The 17014-nt window shown below is 69.7% G+C and carries 12 protein-coding genes; 7 read left to right on the forward strand and 5 right to left on the reverse strand.

Annotated features, from left to right (window positions below; all coding sequences use genetic code 11):
• The first annotated feature begins 222 nt into the window (after window positions 1-222).
• The 3 genes from GGR71_RS00360 to GGR71_RS00370 all read left to right on the forward strand — a co-directional run bounded on the left by GGR71_RS00360 (window position 223) and on the right by GGR71_RS00370 (window position 5387).
• Entirely contained in the window at window positions 223-1995 is a 1773-nt protein-coding gene (locus GGR71_RS00360) for a M14 family metallopeptidase (protein WP_160957008.1), read from the forward strand.
• 77 nt (window positions 1996-2072) lie between these two features.
• Window positions 2073-4322, forward strand: a complete 2250-nt coding sequence (locus tag GGR71_RS00365; protein WP_184451553.1) for a glycoside hydrolase family 3 C-terminal domain-containing protein — start codon at window positions 2073-2075, stop codon at window positions 4320-4322.
• A 177-nt stretch (window positions 4323-4499) separates the two neighbouring features.
• Complete coding sequence (locus GGR71_RS00370) at window positions 4500-5387, forward strand: endonuclease/exonuclease/phosphatase family protein (protein WP_160957010.1); 888 nt, start codon at window positions 4500-4502, stop codon at window positions 5385-5387.
• A 503-nt stretch (window positions 5388-5890) separates the two neighbouring features.
• On the opposite strand, the gene GGR71_RS00375 is transcribed toward GGR71_RS00370, so the two are convergent.
• Window positions 5891-6502 (reverse strand): superoxide dismutase, encoded by a 612-nt coding sequence (locus GGR71_RS00375; protein ID WP_160957011.1) that lies wholly within the window; start codon window positions 6500-6502, stop codon window positions 5891-5893.
• 295 nt (window positions 6503-6797) lie between these two features.
• Between GGR71_RS00375 and GGR71_RS00380 the strand changes: the two genes are divergently transcribed.
• A complete protein-coding gene (locus GGR71_RS00380; protein ID WP_160957012.1) occupies window positions 6798-7268 on the forward strand; it encodes a ribonuclease domain-containing protein in 471 nt (156 codons plus the stop codon).
• On the forward strand, window positions 7265-7708 hold the full coding sequence (locus tag GGR71_RS00385) for a barstar family protein (RefSeq protein ID WP_160957013.1): 444 nt from the start codon (window positions 7265-7267) through the stop codon (window positions 7706-7708). Before GGR71_RS00380 ends, GGR71_RS00385 begins: the two co-directional genes overlap by 4 nt.
• Before the next feature lie 266 nt (window positions 7709-7974).
• Here the strand turns inward: GGR71_RS00385 and GGR71_RS00390 are convergent, their stop codons facing one another.
• A complete protein-coding gene (locus GGR71_RS00390; protein ID WP_160957014.1) occupies window positions 7975-9873 on the reverse strand; it encodes an ATP-binding cassette domain-containing protein in 1899 nt (632 codons plus the stop codon).
• Between the two features lie 136 nt (window positions 9874-10009).
• Between GGR71_RS00390 and dbpA the strand changes: the two genes are divergently transcribed.
• On the forward strand, window positions 10010-11386 hold the full coding sequence (dbpA, locus tag GGR71_RS00395; protein WP_160957015.1) for an ATP-dependent RNA helicase DbpA: 1377 nt from the start codon (window positions 10010-10012) through the stop codon (window positions 11384-11386).
• On the forward strand, window positions 11383-11901 hold the full coding sequence (locus GGR71_RS00400; RefSeq protein WP_160957016.1) for a DUF6985 domain-containing protein: 519 nt from the start codon (window positions 11383-11385) through the stop codon (window positions 11899-11901). The genes dbpA and GGR71_RS00400 overlap by 4 nt, the downstream gene beginning before the upstream one ends.
• A 133-nt stretch (window positions 11902-12034) precedes the next feature.
• Here GGR71_RS00400 and GGR71_RS00405 read toward each other — a convergent pair whose 3' ends face one another.
• From GGR71_RS00405 to GGR71_RS00415, 3 genes are all read right to left on the reverse strand, one after another.
• A complete protein-coding gene (locus tag GGR71_RS00405) occupies window positions 12035-12592 on the reverse strand; it encodes an adenine phosphoribosyltransferase (RefSeq protein WP_160957017.1) in 558 nt (185 codons plus the stop codon).
• Window positions 12593-12675: 83 nt separating this feature from the next.
• Entirely contained in the window at window positions 12676-15798 is a 3123-nt protein-coding gene (locus GGR71_RS00410) for an efflux RND transporter permease subunit (protein WP_160957018.1), read from the reverse strand.
• 6 nt (window positions 15799-15804) lie between these two features.
• Window positions 15805-16965 carry an efflux RND transporter periplasmic adaptor subunit gene (locus tag GGR71_RS00415; RefSeq protein ID WP_160957019.1) on the reverse strand — a complete coding sequence of 387 codons (1161 nt, stop codon included), beginning with the start codon at window positions 16963-16965 and terminating at the stop codon, window positions 15805-15807.
• Window positions 16966-17014 lie beyond the last annotated feature (49 nt).

Raw genomic sequence — 17014 nt, forward strand, 5'->3', positions numbered from 1 at the left:
CGCGTTGGGTCTGGCAGGCCCAACCCGAAGGGCCGCGGTTGCGCACGCCCGTGGCCGCGTCATCGCTCGGGCGTGGACGCACGTCCACGTCCTCGCTCTTCCTTGCCACAGGCACGCGCAATCGCGGCGCGGCATACTCTGGAATGGGTGACACGCCCTAGGGTGCTTTCGCAATCGGCGCGCTGCCCGCATCATGGGGGCCTGTCCCGAGACGGTGCCGAGATGATCCGACCCTGGCTGGCCACCCTGCTGTTGCCGATGCTGCTGTGCAGCATGCCGTCGCTGGCCAGCGAGACGGGCCTGTCCACCGAAGCCGAGCGCAGCGGGTTCGCCCGCACCGGCCGCTATGCCGAGACCATCGCGCTGTGCGATGCGTTCGCACAGCGCTATCCGCACGCGGTGCGCTGCTTCGATTTCGGCACCACCCCGGAAGGCCGGCCGATGAAGGCGCTGGCGGTGTCCACCTCGGGCGCGCTGGACCCGGCGGCCGCGCAGGCGCGCAAGCTGCCGGTGGTGTTGATCCAGGGCGGCATCCACGCCGGCGAGATCGACGGCAAGGACGCCGGCTTCCTGGCGCTGCGCCAATTGCTCGACGGCCAGGCCGCGCGCGGCGCGCTGGACAGGCAGGTGTGGCTGTTCGTGCCGGTGTTTAACGTCGACGGGCACGAGCGCTTCGGCGCCTGGAACCGGCCCAACCAGCGCGGCCCCGAGCAGATGGGCTGGCGCACCACCGCGCAGAACCTCAATCTCAACCGCGACTACGTCAAGGCCGATGCGCCGGAGATGCAGGCGATGCTGCGCCTGGTCGAGCAGTGGGATCCGCTGCTGTACGTGGACCTGCACGTCACCGATGGTGCGCAGTTCGAGCACGACGTGTCGATCCAGGTGGAACCGCTGCGCGCCGGCGACACCGCGCTGCGCGGCGACGGCCTGCGCCTGCGCGATGGCGTGCTCGCCGACCTGAAGCGGCAGGGTTCGTTGCCGTTGCCCTACTACCCCTCGTTCGTGGTCAACGACGACCCGGCCTCCGGCTTCGAGGACGGCGTGCCGACGCCGCGCTTCTCGCACGGCTATTTCCAACTGCGCAACCGCTTCGGCATGCTGGTGGAAACGCATTCCTGGAAGCGCTACCCCGAGCGCGTGCGCATCACCCGCAACACCATCGTCTCGGTGCTGCAGCAGGTGGCACGGCACGGTGCGCAGTGGCGCGCCGATGCACTGGCCGCCGACACCCGCGCGCAAGCGCTGGGCGGCAAGACCGTGGCGCTGGATTACCGCACCACCGATGCCTCGCACCTGGTGGATTTCCGCGGCTACGCCTACACGCGCACGCCCTCGCCGGTCTCCGGCGCGCTGATGACCCGCTACGACGAACGCACCCCGCAGATATGGCGGGTGCCGCTGCGCGACCAGGTCGTGCCCAGCGTGGAAGTCGCCGCGCCGCGCGCCGGCTACCTAGTACCGGCGGCGCAGGCCGCCCTGGTCGGCGCCAAGCTGCGCCAGCACGGCATCGCCTTCCGCACCCTCGACCACGATGCCACCCTGCCGGTGCAGACCTTCCGCGCCGAGACCGCCAGCTTCGCCGCGCGCTCGTCCGAAGGCCACCAGCGGCTCAGCGTCACCGGCGCCTGGAAGCCTGAGACCCGCGCCATCGGCGCCGGTGCGCTGTTCGTGCCGATTGCCCAGCCCAAGTCGCGGCTGCTGATGGCACTGCTGGAGCCGCAGGCGCCGGACTCGCTGCTGCAATGGGGCGAGTTCAACAGCGCGTTCGAGCGCGCCGAATACATGGAAGACTACGTCGCCGAGGACGTGGCGCGGCAGATGCTTGCCAGCGACCCGGCGCTCAAGGCGGAGTTCGAGGACAAGCTCGAACACGACGCAGCCTTCGCCAAGGACCCGCAGGCGCGGCTGGAATTCTTCTACCGCCGCCACAGCTCCTGGGACGAGCGTTACCGCCTGTACCCGGTCATGCGCAGCGACGAAGCACCGTCCTGACGCGCGGTTCCGACCTCCCCCCAACTCCCCCCGATGCGCCTTCCCTTTGATCTGCCAGAGAGGCTGTTCGCCCCGATATGAAAACGTTTACAGGATCCCTTTGCCTGACCCTCGCGCTGGCCTCGCCTGCCTCCGCCGCGCCGCCGGCGACGGCCGCGGGCGCGGCGTCCACACCGAACGCCCCTGCTGCGCAGCGTCCCTGGAACGATCGCAGCCTGTCGCCGGACCGGCGCGCCGCGCTGCTGGTGCAGGCGATGACCCCGGACGAAAAATTCCAGCTGCTGCACAGCTACTTCGGGCTGGGCAAGGACGGCGGCCCGCGTCCGCCGGGCGCGATCGGCTCGGCCGGCTACGTGCCGGCGGTCGAGCGCCTGGGCATCCCGTCGCAGCAGCTGGCCGATGCCGGCGTCGGCGTGACCAACCCCGGTAACATCCGCCCCGGCGACCACGCCACCGCGATGCCCTCCGGCCCCGCCACCGCCGCCACCTGGAACCGCGAGGTGGCCTTCGCCGGCGGCGCCACCATGGGCCGCGAAGCCTGGCAGCAGGGCTTCAACGTGCTGCTGGCCGGCAGCGTCAACCTGCAGCGCGACCCGCGCAACGGCCGCAACTTCGAGTACGCCGGCGAAGATCCGCTGCTGGCCGGGGTGATGGTCGGCGAATCGATCCGCGGCGTGCAGAGCCAGCACGTGGTCTCGACCATGAAGCACTTCGCGATGAACGACCTGGAGACCGGGCGCAATACCCACAGCGCCGACATCGGCGAGCAAGCCATGCACGAGTCGGACCTGCTGGCCTTCGAGCTGGCGCTGAAGATCGGCCAGCCCGGCTCGGTGATGTGTTCGTACAACCGCATCAACGGCGTGTACGGCTGCGAGCACGACTACCTGCTCAACAAGGTGCTCAAGCAGGAATGGAAGTTCCCCGGCTACGTGATGTCCGACTGGGGCGGCGTGCACAGCGGCTCCAAGGCGGCGCTGGCCGGCCTGGACCAGCAGTCGGCCGGCGAAGTGTTCGACAAGGCGGTGTACTTCGACCAGCCGCTGCGCATGGCGGTGGCCGCCGGCACCGTGCCGCAGGCGCGCCTGGACGACATGGTCAAGCGCATCCTGCGCGCCTTCATCGCCACCGGCAGCTTCGACAACCCGCCGCAGCACCAGCCGATCGACGATGCCGCCGGCGGCCTGGCCGCGCAGCGCGTGGTCGAGGAAGGCACGGTGCTGTTGCGCAACGAGGGCAAGCTGCTGCCGCTGTCGCGCAACCTGCGCCGCATCGCGGTGATCGGCGGGCATGCCGACAAGGGCGTGATCGGCGGCGGCGGCTCGTCGATGGTCGGCGTCACCGTCAACGGCGGCAACGCGGTGCCGGGCATCGCCCCGACCACCTGGCCGGGCCCGGTGATGTTCCATCCGTCCTCGCCGCTGCAGGCGCTGCGCAAGGCGCTGCCGGATGCGCAGATCGACTACGCCAGCGGCGACGACCCGGTCGCGGCGGCCAAGCTGGCGCGCGAGGCCGAGGTGGCCATCGTGTTCGCCACGCAGTGGTCGGCCGAATCGGTGGACCTGCCGGACATCGGCCTGCCCGACAAGCAGGACGCGCTGATCGCGGCGGTGGCCAAGGCCAACCCGAAGACGGCAGTGGTGCTGGAGACCAACGGCCCGGTGGCGATGCCGTGGCTGCAGCAGGTGCCGGCGGTGCTGGAGGCCTGGTACCCGGGCATCCGCGGCGGCGAAGGCCTGGCGCGACTGCTGCTGGGCGAGGTCAACCCGTCCGGCCGCCTGCCGGTGACCTGGCTGCGCGACGTGTCGCAACTGCCGCGGCCGTCGATCCCCGGGCTGGGCTTCAAGCCGGCGCAACCGGCCGGCAGCAACGTCGACTACACCATCGAAGGCGCCAACGTCGGCTACCGCTGGTTCGCCGCGCGCGGCCTGGAGCCGGTGTATCCGTTCGGCTACGGCCTGTCCTACACCACGTTCGCTTACTCGAACTTCAAGGTGCAGGCCGACGGCAGCCGTGTCGTCGCCAGCTTCGACGTGCGCAACACCGGCGATCGCGAAGGTGCCGACGTGCCGCAGCTGTACCTGCGCCTGCCGCAGGGCCACCACACCCCGATCCGCCTGGTCGGCTGGGACAAGGTCCTGCTCAAGCCGGGCGAGAGCCGCCACATCAGCATCGTCGCCGAACCCAAGACGCTGGCCGACTACGATCCCAAGAAGCGCCATTGGCACATCGCCGCCGGCGACTACGAACTGCTGCTGGGCCGTTCGGCGACGCAGGTGGAGGCGCGCGCGCCGCTGCAGCTGAAGGACGGGGTGCTGCAGCACTGAGCGAAGGCCGTGGCGTCCACGCCGCGTCCCGGTCCCGCCCTGCCTCCGCGCGCGTGCGCCGGAGGCGGGGCGATGTTTTCGCGATCGCGCCCTGCGCGGTAGCGATTGTGTGGCGGACGCCGCAGCGCCGCCGGCTGTATACGCAACCCTGAGACCCTGCGCCGTAGCATCGCCCACATGACTCCTTGCGTCTTCCGATGGCATCGCACCGGCTGGCTGTTGCTGGCCGTGGCGGCATTGGCACGCGCGCAGGCGATGACGGACGCGGTGCCGACGATCGCGGCGGCGCCGGATAGTCCCCTCACCATGGTCACCCTCACGCTCGCCGGCGATCCGCGCGCGGCGCAGGACGGCGACGACTGGACCGCACGCCGCGAGCGCATCGTCGCGGCGCTGCAGCGCCTGCATCCCGACGCCATCGCCCTGCAGGAAGTGCTGCAGACACCGGAGATGCCGAACCAGGCGCAATGGCTGGCGGCGCGCCTGGGCTACCACTGCCACTTCATCAGCCCCGATCCGCCGAGCCGGCCGCAACGCCGCGGCAATGCGCTGCTGACCCGCCTGCCGGTGCTGGAGGAAGCCGAGACCCTGCTGCATCCGCTGGAGGACTACAGCGTGGCCGGCCTGGTGCGGGTGGACCTGCACGGGCAGCCGGTGAACTTGTATTTCACCCGCCTGCACGCCGCGCGCGACGGCGGCGCCAGCCGTCGCGAACAGGCCGAGGATCTGATGGCATGGATCGACGCCACCGCCGAGGGCGTGCCATCGCTGCTGGCGGGCGGCTTCTTCGCCGCGGCGCGCGCACCCGAGCTGGCGCCGCTGGCGGTGCGCTTCGAGGACGGCAGCGTGCGCGGCGAATCGGCGCGCAATCGCATCGATGTTCGTGCGCCCGGCACATCGGTGGTCGCCGACCACGTGTTCTTCGAACGCGGCCACTTCCGCCCCGTGCATGGCGCGCGCCTGTTCGCGCCGGCGCCGGACCTGCCCGCGGCCGGCACGCGCGGCCTGTTGATGGCGCTGCAGCCGCTGGACCCGATGCCGGCGTCGCTGCAACCGGCGCCTTAGCGGATGGCCGGCTGAGCGCATTCGCGCGCCGTGCGATCAATGCCGTGCGATGCGGCACATGGGGATGGACCGGCGTCGGAATGCCATCGGCCCGGAACGATCGGGCGGCTCCGATCCCCTTGCTTTTGTCACCCATCACCGCATCTGTTGGAGGAGCGGCTTCAGCCGCGACAGGCATTCCCGGTAACGCCCGTCGCGGCTGAAGCCGCTCCTACAAGTGGCGTTTCGTCGTTATTAGCGCTGCCCTGAAGTCGCTCCTGCGCGTGCGTCCCCTAGGTTTTTAGCGGCGCCCTGGCGACGTAGCGGCGCAAGCGATGGCCGATGCGGCGCAGATCGCCATCGCTGCGAAGCACGTTGCTCACGCACGCGAAGGCAACGCACCGACCTGCCTCTCCTTACCTCGCAGCCACGCACTACCCGCACTTCCAGCGCTTCTGTCGGGTATCCGCATAAAAAAGGCCGGGCGAACCCGGCCTTCTTCATGCTGCGGCGCTGGCGGCTGATCAGCCGATCGCGGCGTGGTAGCGGCGCTCCACTTCCTTCCAGTCGACCACGTTGAAGAACGCGCCGATGTAGTCCGGGCGACGGTTCTGATACTTCAGGTAGTAGGCGTGTTCCCACACGTCCAGGCCCAGGATCGGGGTGTTGCCCTCGAACAGGGGGCTGTCCTGGTTGGCGGTGCTCTCGACCACCAGCTTCTTGTCGGGGGTGACGCTCAGCCAGGCCCAGCCACTGCCGAAACGGGTCAGCGCGGCCTTGGTGAAGGCTTCCTTGAACTTGTCGAAGCCGCCCAGTTCGCTGTCGATCGCCTTGCCGACGTCGCCGCTGGGGGTGCCGCCGGCGTCGGGCGCCATCACCGTCCAGAACAGCGAGTGGTTGGCATGGCCGCCACCGTTGTTGCGCACCGGACCCTGCAGGTTCTCCGGCAGCGACTTCAGCTTGGACACCAGCGCCTCGATCGGCAGATCGGCATACTCGGTGCCTTCCAGCGCCGCGTTGACGTTGTTGATGTAGGTCTGGTGATGCTTGGTGTGATGGATCTCCATCGTCTGCGCATCGATGTGCGGTTCCAGCGCGTCGTAGGCGTAGGGCAACTTGGGGAGGGTGTAGGCCATGCGGTTCTCCTGGACTTTCGCCGTCGAAAGGACGAGCGTTGCGTGAGCAATGGTAGGGACGGTCGGCGACCTTACCAAGGGCGCGGCTGGGGAAACATCGTCCCATCCCGCGGCGGCGGTGCCGGCCGGCCTTGCGAATCGGCGCCTACCATGCCCCACGCCCCGGTTAGTCGGATGTGAATCGCCTGCGTCACGATGGTGACCGGCGGCGTTTAGAGCGGGAACAGGCAGGCCGGCCCATACTGTGCGCTAGGGCGCCATGCCGCGCGCCGCCGCCGTTCCCGCAGGAGAGTCCATGCGCAAGCCCGTGCTGTTGATCGCCGCCATCGTGTTGCTGGTGGGCGGGCTGTGGGGCATCCGCGGGCTGCAGCATCCGCCGCACCAGCAGTTCGCGCCCTCGCTCGACGCCGCCGCACAGGCGCCGTACACCGCGCCAGACAAGGCAACCGCCGCATCGGACGCCATGGCGCCGGAGCTGCCCGCGTTCCTGCCGCCCGAAGCGCGCGCCACGGTGGCGCTGATCCTGCGTGGCGGCCCGTTCCCGCACCGCCAGGACGGCAGCGTGTTCGGCAACCGCGAAAAACGCCTGCCGGCGCAACCACGCGGCTACTACCGCGAATACACCGTCGACACGCCAGGCCTGTCGCATCGCGGCACGCGCCGCATCGTCACCGGCGGCACGCCGCCGCAGGTCTGGTACTACAGCGACGACCACTACGACAGTTTCCGCAGCTTCCAGGTCGGCGGCGCGGGGGCGGCCCGGTGAGCGGCTTCCCGTTCGCGCTGAACCTGGCCGAGCCGGCCGCCTCCGGCGTCTATCGCGTCGCCAACCGCGACCTGGACAGCGTCGCCGCCCTGGCCCGCGACGCCGGCCTGCGGCTGTGCCGGATCGACCTGCACGGCTGCACCGGCAAGGCCATGCTGCTGATGCGGCTGGCCGCGCAACTGGACTTCCCGGCCGGCTTCGGCCGCAACTGGGACGCGCTCACCGATGGCCTGCGCGACCTGTCCTGGCTGCCCGCGCCGCGCGGCTATGCGCTGCTGCTGGAGGACGCCGGGCAGTTGCAGGCGGTGGCGCAGCCGGCCTTCGACGTGTTGCTGGAAATCCTCGACGATGTCGCCCGCGAGTGGGCGCAGGACGGCATCTGCTTCGTCGCGTTCGTGGGCGGCAGCGAGGAAGCGGAAGCGCCCGCCGACCGCGATTGACGCGCTGCGTCGAACCGCTCACACAAGAGCGTCGTCGCGCGATCCCTCACTCCTGTGAGACTCCCCTGTGGGAGGGGCTTCAGCCCCGACGCGACGCGGCCCAATACGCGATGGACACCGCGCAGCGGCGGTGGAGAGGCAGAAAAGACAGCGGCGCTACATGGCCATCGGGAGCCATGTAGCGCGACTCTTACGTAAGATTCCGCGACGCTGCGGCTGTTGCTGTCGCCGCTCCGGACGGCGTGTCCCCGTCCCGGCTCCACCCCTCACCCGTCCAGTTCGCTCCACCGCGCATACGCCGCATCCAGGTCCGCTTGCGCCTGGCTCAGGGCCTGCGTGTGCGCATTCACCGCCGCCGCGTCGCGCTGGTAGAACGCCGCGTCGGTCATCGCTTCGGTCAACGCCGCGACCTGCTGTTCCAGCGCTTCGATCCGCGCCGGCAACTGCTCCAGTTCGCGCGCGTCCTTATAGCTGAGCTTGCGCTTGGCCGGCGCAGGTGCAGGTGCTGGCGCCGCCGCTGCCACCGGCGTGGTCGCCGCCGCAGTGGCCGAGGCCTTGGCCACCGCCATCGCGCTGGCCGGCGCCGCCGGGCGCTGGCGCACCCAGTCGCTGTAGCCACCGACGTATTCGCCGATGCGGCCGTCGCCTTCCATGACCATGGTGGAAGTCACCACGTTGTCGATGAAGTCGCGGTCGTGGCTGACCAGCAACAGTGTGCCGCTGTAGTCGCCGAGCAGTTCTTCCAGCAACTCCAGGGTTTCCACGTCCAGATCGTTGGTCGGTTCGTCCATCACCAGCAGGTTGGACGGCTGCGCGAACAGCCGCGCCAGCAGCAGGCGGTTGCGCTCGCCGCCGGACAGACGGGTGATCGGCGCACGCGCGCGCTCCGGGGTGAACAGGAAGTCTTGCAGGTAGGCATGCACGTGCTTGCGCTTGCCGTTGACCTCGATGAAATCGCGGCCCTCGGCCACGTTCTCGATCGCGCTCCAGTCCTCGCGCAGGGTGGCACGGTACTGGTCGAAATACGCCACCTGCAGATTGGTGCCGGCGCGCACTTCGCCGTGGTCCGGGGTCAGTTCGCCCAGCAACAGCTTCAGCAGCGTGGTCTTGCCGCTGCCGTTGGGGCCGATCAGGCCGATGCGGTCGCCGCGCAGGATGGTGGTGGAAAAATCGCGCACCATGCTGCGCGGGCCGAAGGCGAAGCTCAGCTCCTTGGCCTCGATCACCTTCTTGCCGGAGGATTCGCCCTGCGCCGCTTCCATGCGCACGTTGCCGCCGAGTTCGCGGCGCTGGGTGCGCTCGCGGCGCATGGCTTCCAGGCGCCGCACCCGGCCCTCGTCGCGGGTGCGCCGCGCCTTGATGCCCTGGCGGATCCACACTTCTTCCTGCGCCAGCAGCTTGTCGAAGCGTGCGTTTTCCTGCGCCTGCGCGTTGAGCCGCTCCTCGCGGCGGCGCTCGTAGTTGGCCCAGTCGCCCGGCCAACTGCTGACCTGGCCGCGGTCGATCTCGACGATGCGCGTGGCCAGGGCGCGCAGGAACCGCCGGTCGTGGGTGACGAACACCACGCTGCCGTTCCAGCCCTTGAGGAAGCCTTCCAGCCAGTCGATGGCCTCGATGTCGAGGTGGTTGGTCGGTTCGTCCAGCAACAACAGGTCCGGCGCCGACACCAGCGCCCGCGCCAGCAGCACGCGGCGCTTCATGCCGCCGGACAGCCGCGCGAACTCGGCATCGCCGTCCAGTTCCAGGCGGGTCAGGGTTTCGTTGACCCGTTGGTCCAGCGCCCAACCATTGGCGCCATCGATCTTGGACTGCACCGCGCCGAGCGCATCGCCATCGAACTCGGCGGCATGGCTGAGCCGATGGAACTCGGCCAGCCAATGGCCGAGCTCGCCCAGGCCGTCGGCGACCACGTCGAACACGCTGCCGGCGGCGCCATGCGGCACCTCCTGCTCCAGCCGCGCGATGCGCACGCCCTGCTGCACGCGGACCTCGCCGTCGTCGGGCTTGAGCTCGCCGGCGATCAATTTCATCAGGGTGGATTTGCCGGCGCCGTTGCGGCCGATCAGGGCGATGCGTTCGCCCGGCTCGATCGACAGGTCGGTCTTTTCCAGCAACAACGGGCCGCCGACGCTGTAGTCGAGGTTCTGCAGAGTGATAAGAGGCATCGCGCTATTGTACGGGACCCGGGACCCGGGACCCGGGAAGCAAAAAGCGGCGCGTCTTGCGAATCGAGATGCCCTTTTGCTGTTGACGTTCCGGGTCCCGGGTCCCGAGTCCCGGCCCCACCAGCTAAAATGCCGCATGAACGATTTCGCCCCCCTCTCCCTTTCCCCGGCGCTCGCGCCCGGCATCGACGCGCTCGGCTACACCAGCATGACCCCGGTGCAGGCGCAGAGCCTGCCGCCGATCCTGGCCGGCCAGGACGTCATCGTGCAGGCGCCCACCGGCAGCGGCAAGACCGCGGCGTTCGGCCTGGGCCTGCTGCACAAGCTGGACCCGGCGCTGAGCCGCGCGCAGGCACTGGTGCTGTGTCCGACCCGCGAACTGGCCGACCAGGTCGGCAAGCAGTTGCGCAAGCTGGCCACCGGCATTCCCAACATGAAGCTGGTGGTGCTGACCGGCGGCATGCCGCTGGCGCCGCAGCTGGCCTCGCTGGAGGCGCACGACCCGCAGGTGGTGGTGGGCACGCCCGGGCGCATCCAGGAGCTGGCGCGCAAGCGGGCGCTGCATCTGGGTGGGGTGCGCACGCTGGTGCTGGACGAGGCCGACCGCATGCTCGACATGGGCTTCGAGGAGCCGATCCGCGAGATCGCCAGCCGTTGCGACAAGCACCGGCAGAGCCTGCTGTTCTCGGCCACCTTCCCGGAGGAAATCCGCGCATTGGCGCGCGACCTGCTGAAGGAGCCGGCGGAAATTACCGTCGAAGGCGCGGACAGCGCACCGGAAATCGACCAGCAGTTCTTCGAGGTCGACCCCACCTACCGGCAGAAGGCCGTGGCCGGCCTGCTGCTGCGCTTCACCCCCGAATCCAGCGTGGTGTTCTGCAATACCCGCAAGGAGGTCGACGAGGTCGCCGGGTCGCTGCAACAGTTCGGCTTTTCCGCGCTGGCGCTGCATGGCGACATGGAGCAGCGCGACCGCGACGAGGTACTGGTGCGCTTCGTCAACCGCAGTTGCAACGTGCTGGTCGCCAGCGACGTGGCCGCGCGCGGACTGGACGTGGAAGACCTGGCGGCGGTGATCAACTACGAACTGCCGACCGACACCGAGACCTACCGCCACCGCATCGGCCGCACCGCGCGCGCCGGCAAGCACGGCCTGGCCCTGAGCCTGGTGGCGCCGCGCGAAACCGCGCGCGCGCAGGCACTGGAAACCGAACAGGGCCAGCCGCTGCGCTGGTCGCGCGCACCGCTGGCCACCGCGCGGCCGGCGCAGTTGCCGCAGGCGGCGATGGTCACCCTGCGCATCGACGGCGGCAAGACCGACAAGCTGCGTCCCGGCGACATCCTCGGCGCGCTGACCGGCGATGCCGGGCTGTCCGGCGCGGCGATCGGCAAGATCGCCATCTACGCCACTCGCTCCTACGTCGCCATCGCCCGCGCCCACGCCGGCAAGGCGCTGGCGCAGTTGCAGGCCGGCAAGATCAAGGGCCGCCGGTTCCGGGTCGCCAAGCTGTGAACACGACGGCGCAACTCCTGGCGTCGCTGCGCCCGGACGAGGATGGCAGCCTGTGGAGCGTCGCGGTCCCGGTGCCGTGGATGCACGACACCTGCTGTTTCGTGCTGGAGGATTGCGACGCCGGCCAGGTCCCGGCCGACGCAGCGGCCGCCATCGCGACGTTCCTGCAGCTCGACTCCGCAGTGTTCGCCGCAGCCACGCCACACGTGTTCGCCTACTACCGGCACACACAGGCGCTGTGCGCCAAGTACGGATGGCCGTCGCCGGACATCGCCAGCCCCGCCGCAATATGGGAACACGTGCAGTTCGGCAGCGAAGCCTACCTCCGCCGCTATCGCGATGGCCGCCTGCGCATCAGCCTGGAATGCAACTGCGACTGGGAAGCGGAGCATGGACTGCACCTGGTGTTCGCCGACGACGGGCGGATCTGCAAGGTCGGTCCGTTCGATGGCCATTTGAGCCATGCCGCCGCGCATGCGGACCCCAGCCTGGAAACGGTGATCTACCCGACCTGACAGGGCGCCTGCAGTTGCGGCGTCAGGCATCGCCCGCACCAGGCGCGATTGCCACGACGCATGTGCGCCGCGGCCTCGCCCAACGCTTCGATCCCCGGCCTCGCTACTGCGCTGCCAGGGGCAGTGGCCGTGCTCAGTAAGTCAGCGTCGCCAGCAGCGGCAAGGTCTCGCTCCAGCGATCGCGTCCACGCAACGCCTGCAGTTCCACCAGCACCGCGGCGCCGACCACTTCCAGTTCCAGTTGCTGCGCCAACGCCAGGGCCGCGCGCAAGGTGCCACCGGTGGCGAGCACGTCGTCGACCAGCAGCACGCGCGCACCGGCCGGTAGCGCATCGGCGTGCATTTCGATGCGGTCGCTGCCGTACTCCAGCGCGTACTCCTGGGTCACCGTTCTGCCCGGCAGCTTGCCCGGCTTGCGCACTGGCACGAAGCCCGTGCGCAGTTCGTGCGCCAGCGCCGCCCCCAGGATGAAGCCGCGCGACTCGATGCCCAGCACCGCCTGCAGCGGCGTGGTGCGCCACGGACGCGCCATCTCGTCCAGCGCCGAGGCGAAATCCGGGCCGTCGGCCAGCAGCGGGGTGATGTCCTTGAACACGATACCCGGCTTCGGGAAATCGGCGATATCGCGGATGCGGCCGGACCAGTGGGCCGGTGCGTCGCTGGGCGCGCCGCAACAGGAGGAATCGTTCATCGCACAGTCGTATGGCGTGGGGAAACGCAAAGTCTAGTCGCTAGGCGGCACGGCGTCGCGGGGCCGCCTGCTCGGTCTACCGCTTACGCCGCCGCAGCGCTCGCGTCCTGCCGCGCCGGACTGCGAAACAGGCCGCGCACCAGCACGAAGAACAACGGCACCAGCAACACCGCCAGCACGGTGCCGGTGACCATGCCACCGATCACGCACACGCCGATCTCGCGGCGGCTGGAGGCGCCGGCGCCGGTCGACAGCGCCAGCGGCAGCACGCCGGCCACGAACGCCAGCGAGGTCATCACGATCGGCCGCAGGCGCAACCGCGCGCCTTCCAGCGTCGCCTCCAGCAAGGGCATGCCCGCACGCTGTCGCGCCTCGGCGAATTCGACGATCAGGATCGCGTTCTTCGCCGACAGGCCGATGGTGGTCAGCAGGCCGACCTGGAAATAGATGTCGTTGACGAAGCCGGCCAGTGTGGTCGCCAGCACCGTGCCGACCACGCCCAGCGGAATCACCAGCAACACCGCCACCGGGATCGACCAGCTCTCGTACAGCGCCGCCAGGCACAGGAAAATGAACAGGATCGAGGCGGTATACAGCCACAGCGTCTGATTGCTGGACAACTGCTCCTGATAGGACAGCCCGCTCCACTGCAGATCGAAGCTCTCCTGCTTGGCCACCAGCGCCTGCATCCGTTGCATCGCCTCGCCGGAACTGCTGCCGGCGGCGGCGCCGCCCTGGATCTGCGATGCCGGCAGGCCATTGAAGCGCTGCTGCAGCTGCGGGCCGCGGGTCCAGTGGGTGCTGGCGAAACTGGCGAACGGCGCCATCTGTCCGCCGCTGCCGCGCACGTACCACTGCGCGATGTCCTCCGGCAGCGCGCGGTACGGCGCATCGCCCTGCACGTACACACGCTTGACCCGGCCGCGGTCGATGAAGTCGTTGATGTAGCTGCCGCCCCAGGCGGTGGCCAGGGTCGCGTTGATGTCGCTCTGCGCCAGGCCCAGCGCGCTGGCCTGGGCGTGGTCGATATCCACCTGCAGCTGCGCCTTGTCGCCCAGGCCGTTGAGCCGCACCGCGGTCAGTTGCGGATCGTCGCCGGCTTCCTTGAGCACCTGTTGCTGCGCCTTCAGCAGTGCCGCGCGGCCAGCGCCGTCGCTGTCGCGGATCCACAGCTCGAAGCCGCTGGACTGGCCCAGGCCGCGCACCGCCGGCGGCGACAGCACGCTGATCTTGGCGTCGCCGACCCCGCGGAAATGCGCGTTGGCGCGGTCGATGATGGCCTGCGCCGTGTTGTCGCGATTGCGCTCGCCCCACGGCCTGAGCGCCACGAACGCCTGCCCGGCGTTCTGCCCGGTGCCGGCGTTGTTGCGGCCCACCACCATGAAGATGGCGGTGAGATTGGCCTTCTCGTGGGTCATGAAGTAATCGCTGATGCGCTCGCCCAGGGCCTGGGTCTTGGCCAGCGGCGTGCCTTCCGGGGTGGTGAACTGGATCTGCACCTGGCCCTGGTCCTCCACCGGCAGGAAGCCGGTGGGCATGCGCATGTACAGCACGACCATCGCCAGCGCCACCAGCGCATACAGCGCCAGCCAGCGCCGCGGCCGCTGCAGCAGGGTGCCGAGGCGGCGCTGGTAGGCCTGCTGGCCGCGCTCGACGTTGCGGTTGAACCATTGGAAGAAGCGGCCGAGCTTGCGCTCCTGCTCCACCGGCTTGAGCAGGGTCGCGCACAGCGCCGGGGTCAGGGTCAGGGCGACCAGCGCCGACAGCGCCATCGCCGAGGCGATGGTGATGGAGAACTGCCGGTAGATGATGCCGGTGGAGCCGCCGAAGAACGCCATCGGCAGGAACACCGCGCCCAGCACCACGGTGATGCCGATCAGCGCACCGGTGATCTCGCCCATCGAGCGCTCGGTGGCCTCGCGCGGCGGCAGGTGCTCCTCGTGCATGATCCGCTCGACGTTCTCCACCACCACGATGGCGTCGTCGACCAGCAGGCCGATCGCCAGCACCATCGCGAACAGGGTCAGCGTGTTGATGGTGAAACCGGCCGCGGCGAGGATGCCGAAGGTACCCAGCAGCACCACGGGCACGGTGATCGCCGGGATCAGCGTGGCGCGGGCGTTCTGCAGGAACAGGAACATCACCACCACCACCAGCACGATCGCCTCGGCCAGGGTGTGCACCACGTTCTCGATGGAGATCCGCACGAACGGCGTGCTGTCGCGCGGATAGGCCACGTCCAGGCCCGGCGGGAAGGTCGGCTTGAGCCGTTCGATGGTGGCGTGGATCGCATCGGAGGTGGCGATCGCATTGGCGCCGGCGGACAGCGTCACCGAGAAGCCGGACGCCGGGTGGCCGTTGAGCGTGGCGTTGTTCTGGTAGTTCTCCGCGCCGATCTCCACCCGCGCCACGTCGCCCAGGCGCACGCTGGAGCCGTCCGCGCGCGTGGCCAGGATGATCTGCCGGAACTGCTCGGGGGTCTGCAGCCGCGACTGCGCGGTGACCGTGGCATTGAGTTCCTGCTCGGCGCCGGTGGGCAGCGCGCCGAGTTCGCCGGCGGTGACCTGGGTGTTCTGCGCCAGGATCGCGCTGCGCACGTCGCCGGGCATGAGTTGATAGGCGTTGAGCTTGTACGGGTCCAGCCACACCCGCATCGCGTATTGCGCGCCGAACACGTTGATCTCGCCGACACCGTTGATGCGGCTGATCGGGTCCTGCAGGGTGCTGACCAGGTAGTCGGAGATGTCGACGTTGTCCATGCGGTCGGTGCGGTCGTAGATCGCCACCGCCATCAGGCTGTCGCCCTGCGACTTGGCCACGGTCACGCCCTGCTGCTGCACTTCCTGCGGCAGGCGGTTGAGCGCCTGGTTGACCGCGTTCTGCACCTGCACCTGGGCGATGTCGGGATTGGCCGCCTGGTCGAAGGTGATGCTGATCCGCGCCTGCCCGGACGAGGAACTGGTCGAGGAGAAGTACAGCAGGTGGTCGATGCCCTTGATCTGCTGTTCGATCACCTGGGTGACGCTGTCCTCCACGGTCTGCGCCGAGGCGCCGTTGTAGGTGGCGGTGACGTTGACCGACGGCGGGGCGATGTCCGGATACTGCTCGATCGGCAGGGTGAACACGGCGATGGCGCCGGCGGCCATGATGCAGATGGCCAGGACCCAGGCGAAGATCGGACGGTGGATGAAGAAACGCGGCAGCATGCCGGCTCAGCCCTGGCTGGCGGCAGGCGCGGCCGTGGCGGCGGTCTTGACCGTCACCTTGGCGCCGTCGCTGAGGCCTTGCCGGCCCGCCACCACCACCCGTTCGCCGGGCTTCAGGCCATCGCCCACCAGCCAGCGGTCGCCGACCGCGCGCAACGTGGTGAACTCGCGCTGGCGCACCACGTTGTCGGTGCCCACCACCCAGGCCACCGCCTCGCCGCGCGGGGTGCGGTCGACCGCCGCCTGCGGCACCAACAGCGCCTGCTGGCGCACGCCCTGCCCGACCAGCGCGCGCACGTACATGCCCGGCAGCAGTTGCGCATCGGGATTGGGAAAGCGCGCGCGCAGAGTCACCGCGCCGGTGGTCTCCTCCACGTCGAGGTCGGCGAACTCCAGCGTGCCCGGCAACGGGTACGCGGTGCCGTCGGACAGGGTCAGCCGCACCTGCGTGCTGGCCGGCTGCACGCCGCCGGCGGCGATCGCCCGGCGCAGCGCCAGGAACTGGTTGCCGGACTGGGTGATGTCCACGTTCATCGGATCCAGTTGCTGGATCTTGGCAATGGCATCGGTCTGGTTGGCAGTGACCAGCGCGCCCGGGGTCACCCGCGCGCGGCCGATGCGCCCGCCGATCGGCGCCAGCACCGTGGCGAAGCGCAGTTGCGTGCGTGCCGTGTCCAGCGCTGCGCGTTGCGCGTCGCGGCTGGCCAGGGCCTGCTTGTAGGCGGCCTGCGCATCGTCCACGTCCTGCTGCGCGGCCAGCCGGGTCTTGCCCAGGGTGCGGTAGCGCTCGGCGCGCAGCGTGGCGGCAGCGAGCGTGGCCTCGGCGGTGGCCAGGTTGGCCTGCGCCTGGTTGGCCGCGGCCTGGTACAGGGTCGGCTCGATCTGGAACAGCGGCTGCCCGGCGCGCACCGTGGCGCCCTCCTCGAACAGCCGCTGGCGCAGGATGCCGCTGACCTGCGGCCGCACCTCCGATTCTTCCGAAGCCACGGTGCGCCCGGCCAGTTCCACGCTCAGCGGCACGCTCTGCGGCTGCAGGGTCACCACCTCCACCGTCTTCGCTGCCGGTGCTGGCGCCTTGCCTCCGCCCTTGCAGCCGGCGAACGCGAGCACGACGACGGACAGCAGCAACGGCAGCGCGCGGCGGCGCTGGACGAAAGGCGCGGGCATGCGCTTGATCCTGGGGACGGCGGGGAGGATCATTTAATTTACTCAAAGA

The sequence above is a fragment of the Xanthomonas sp. F1 genome (genome assembly GCF_014199855.1).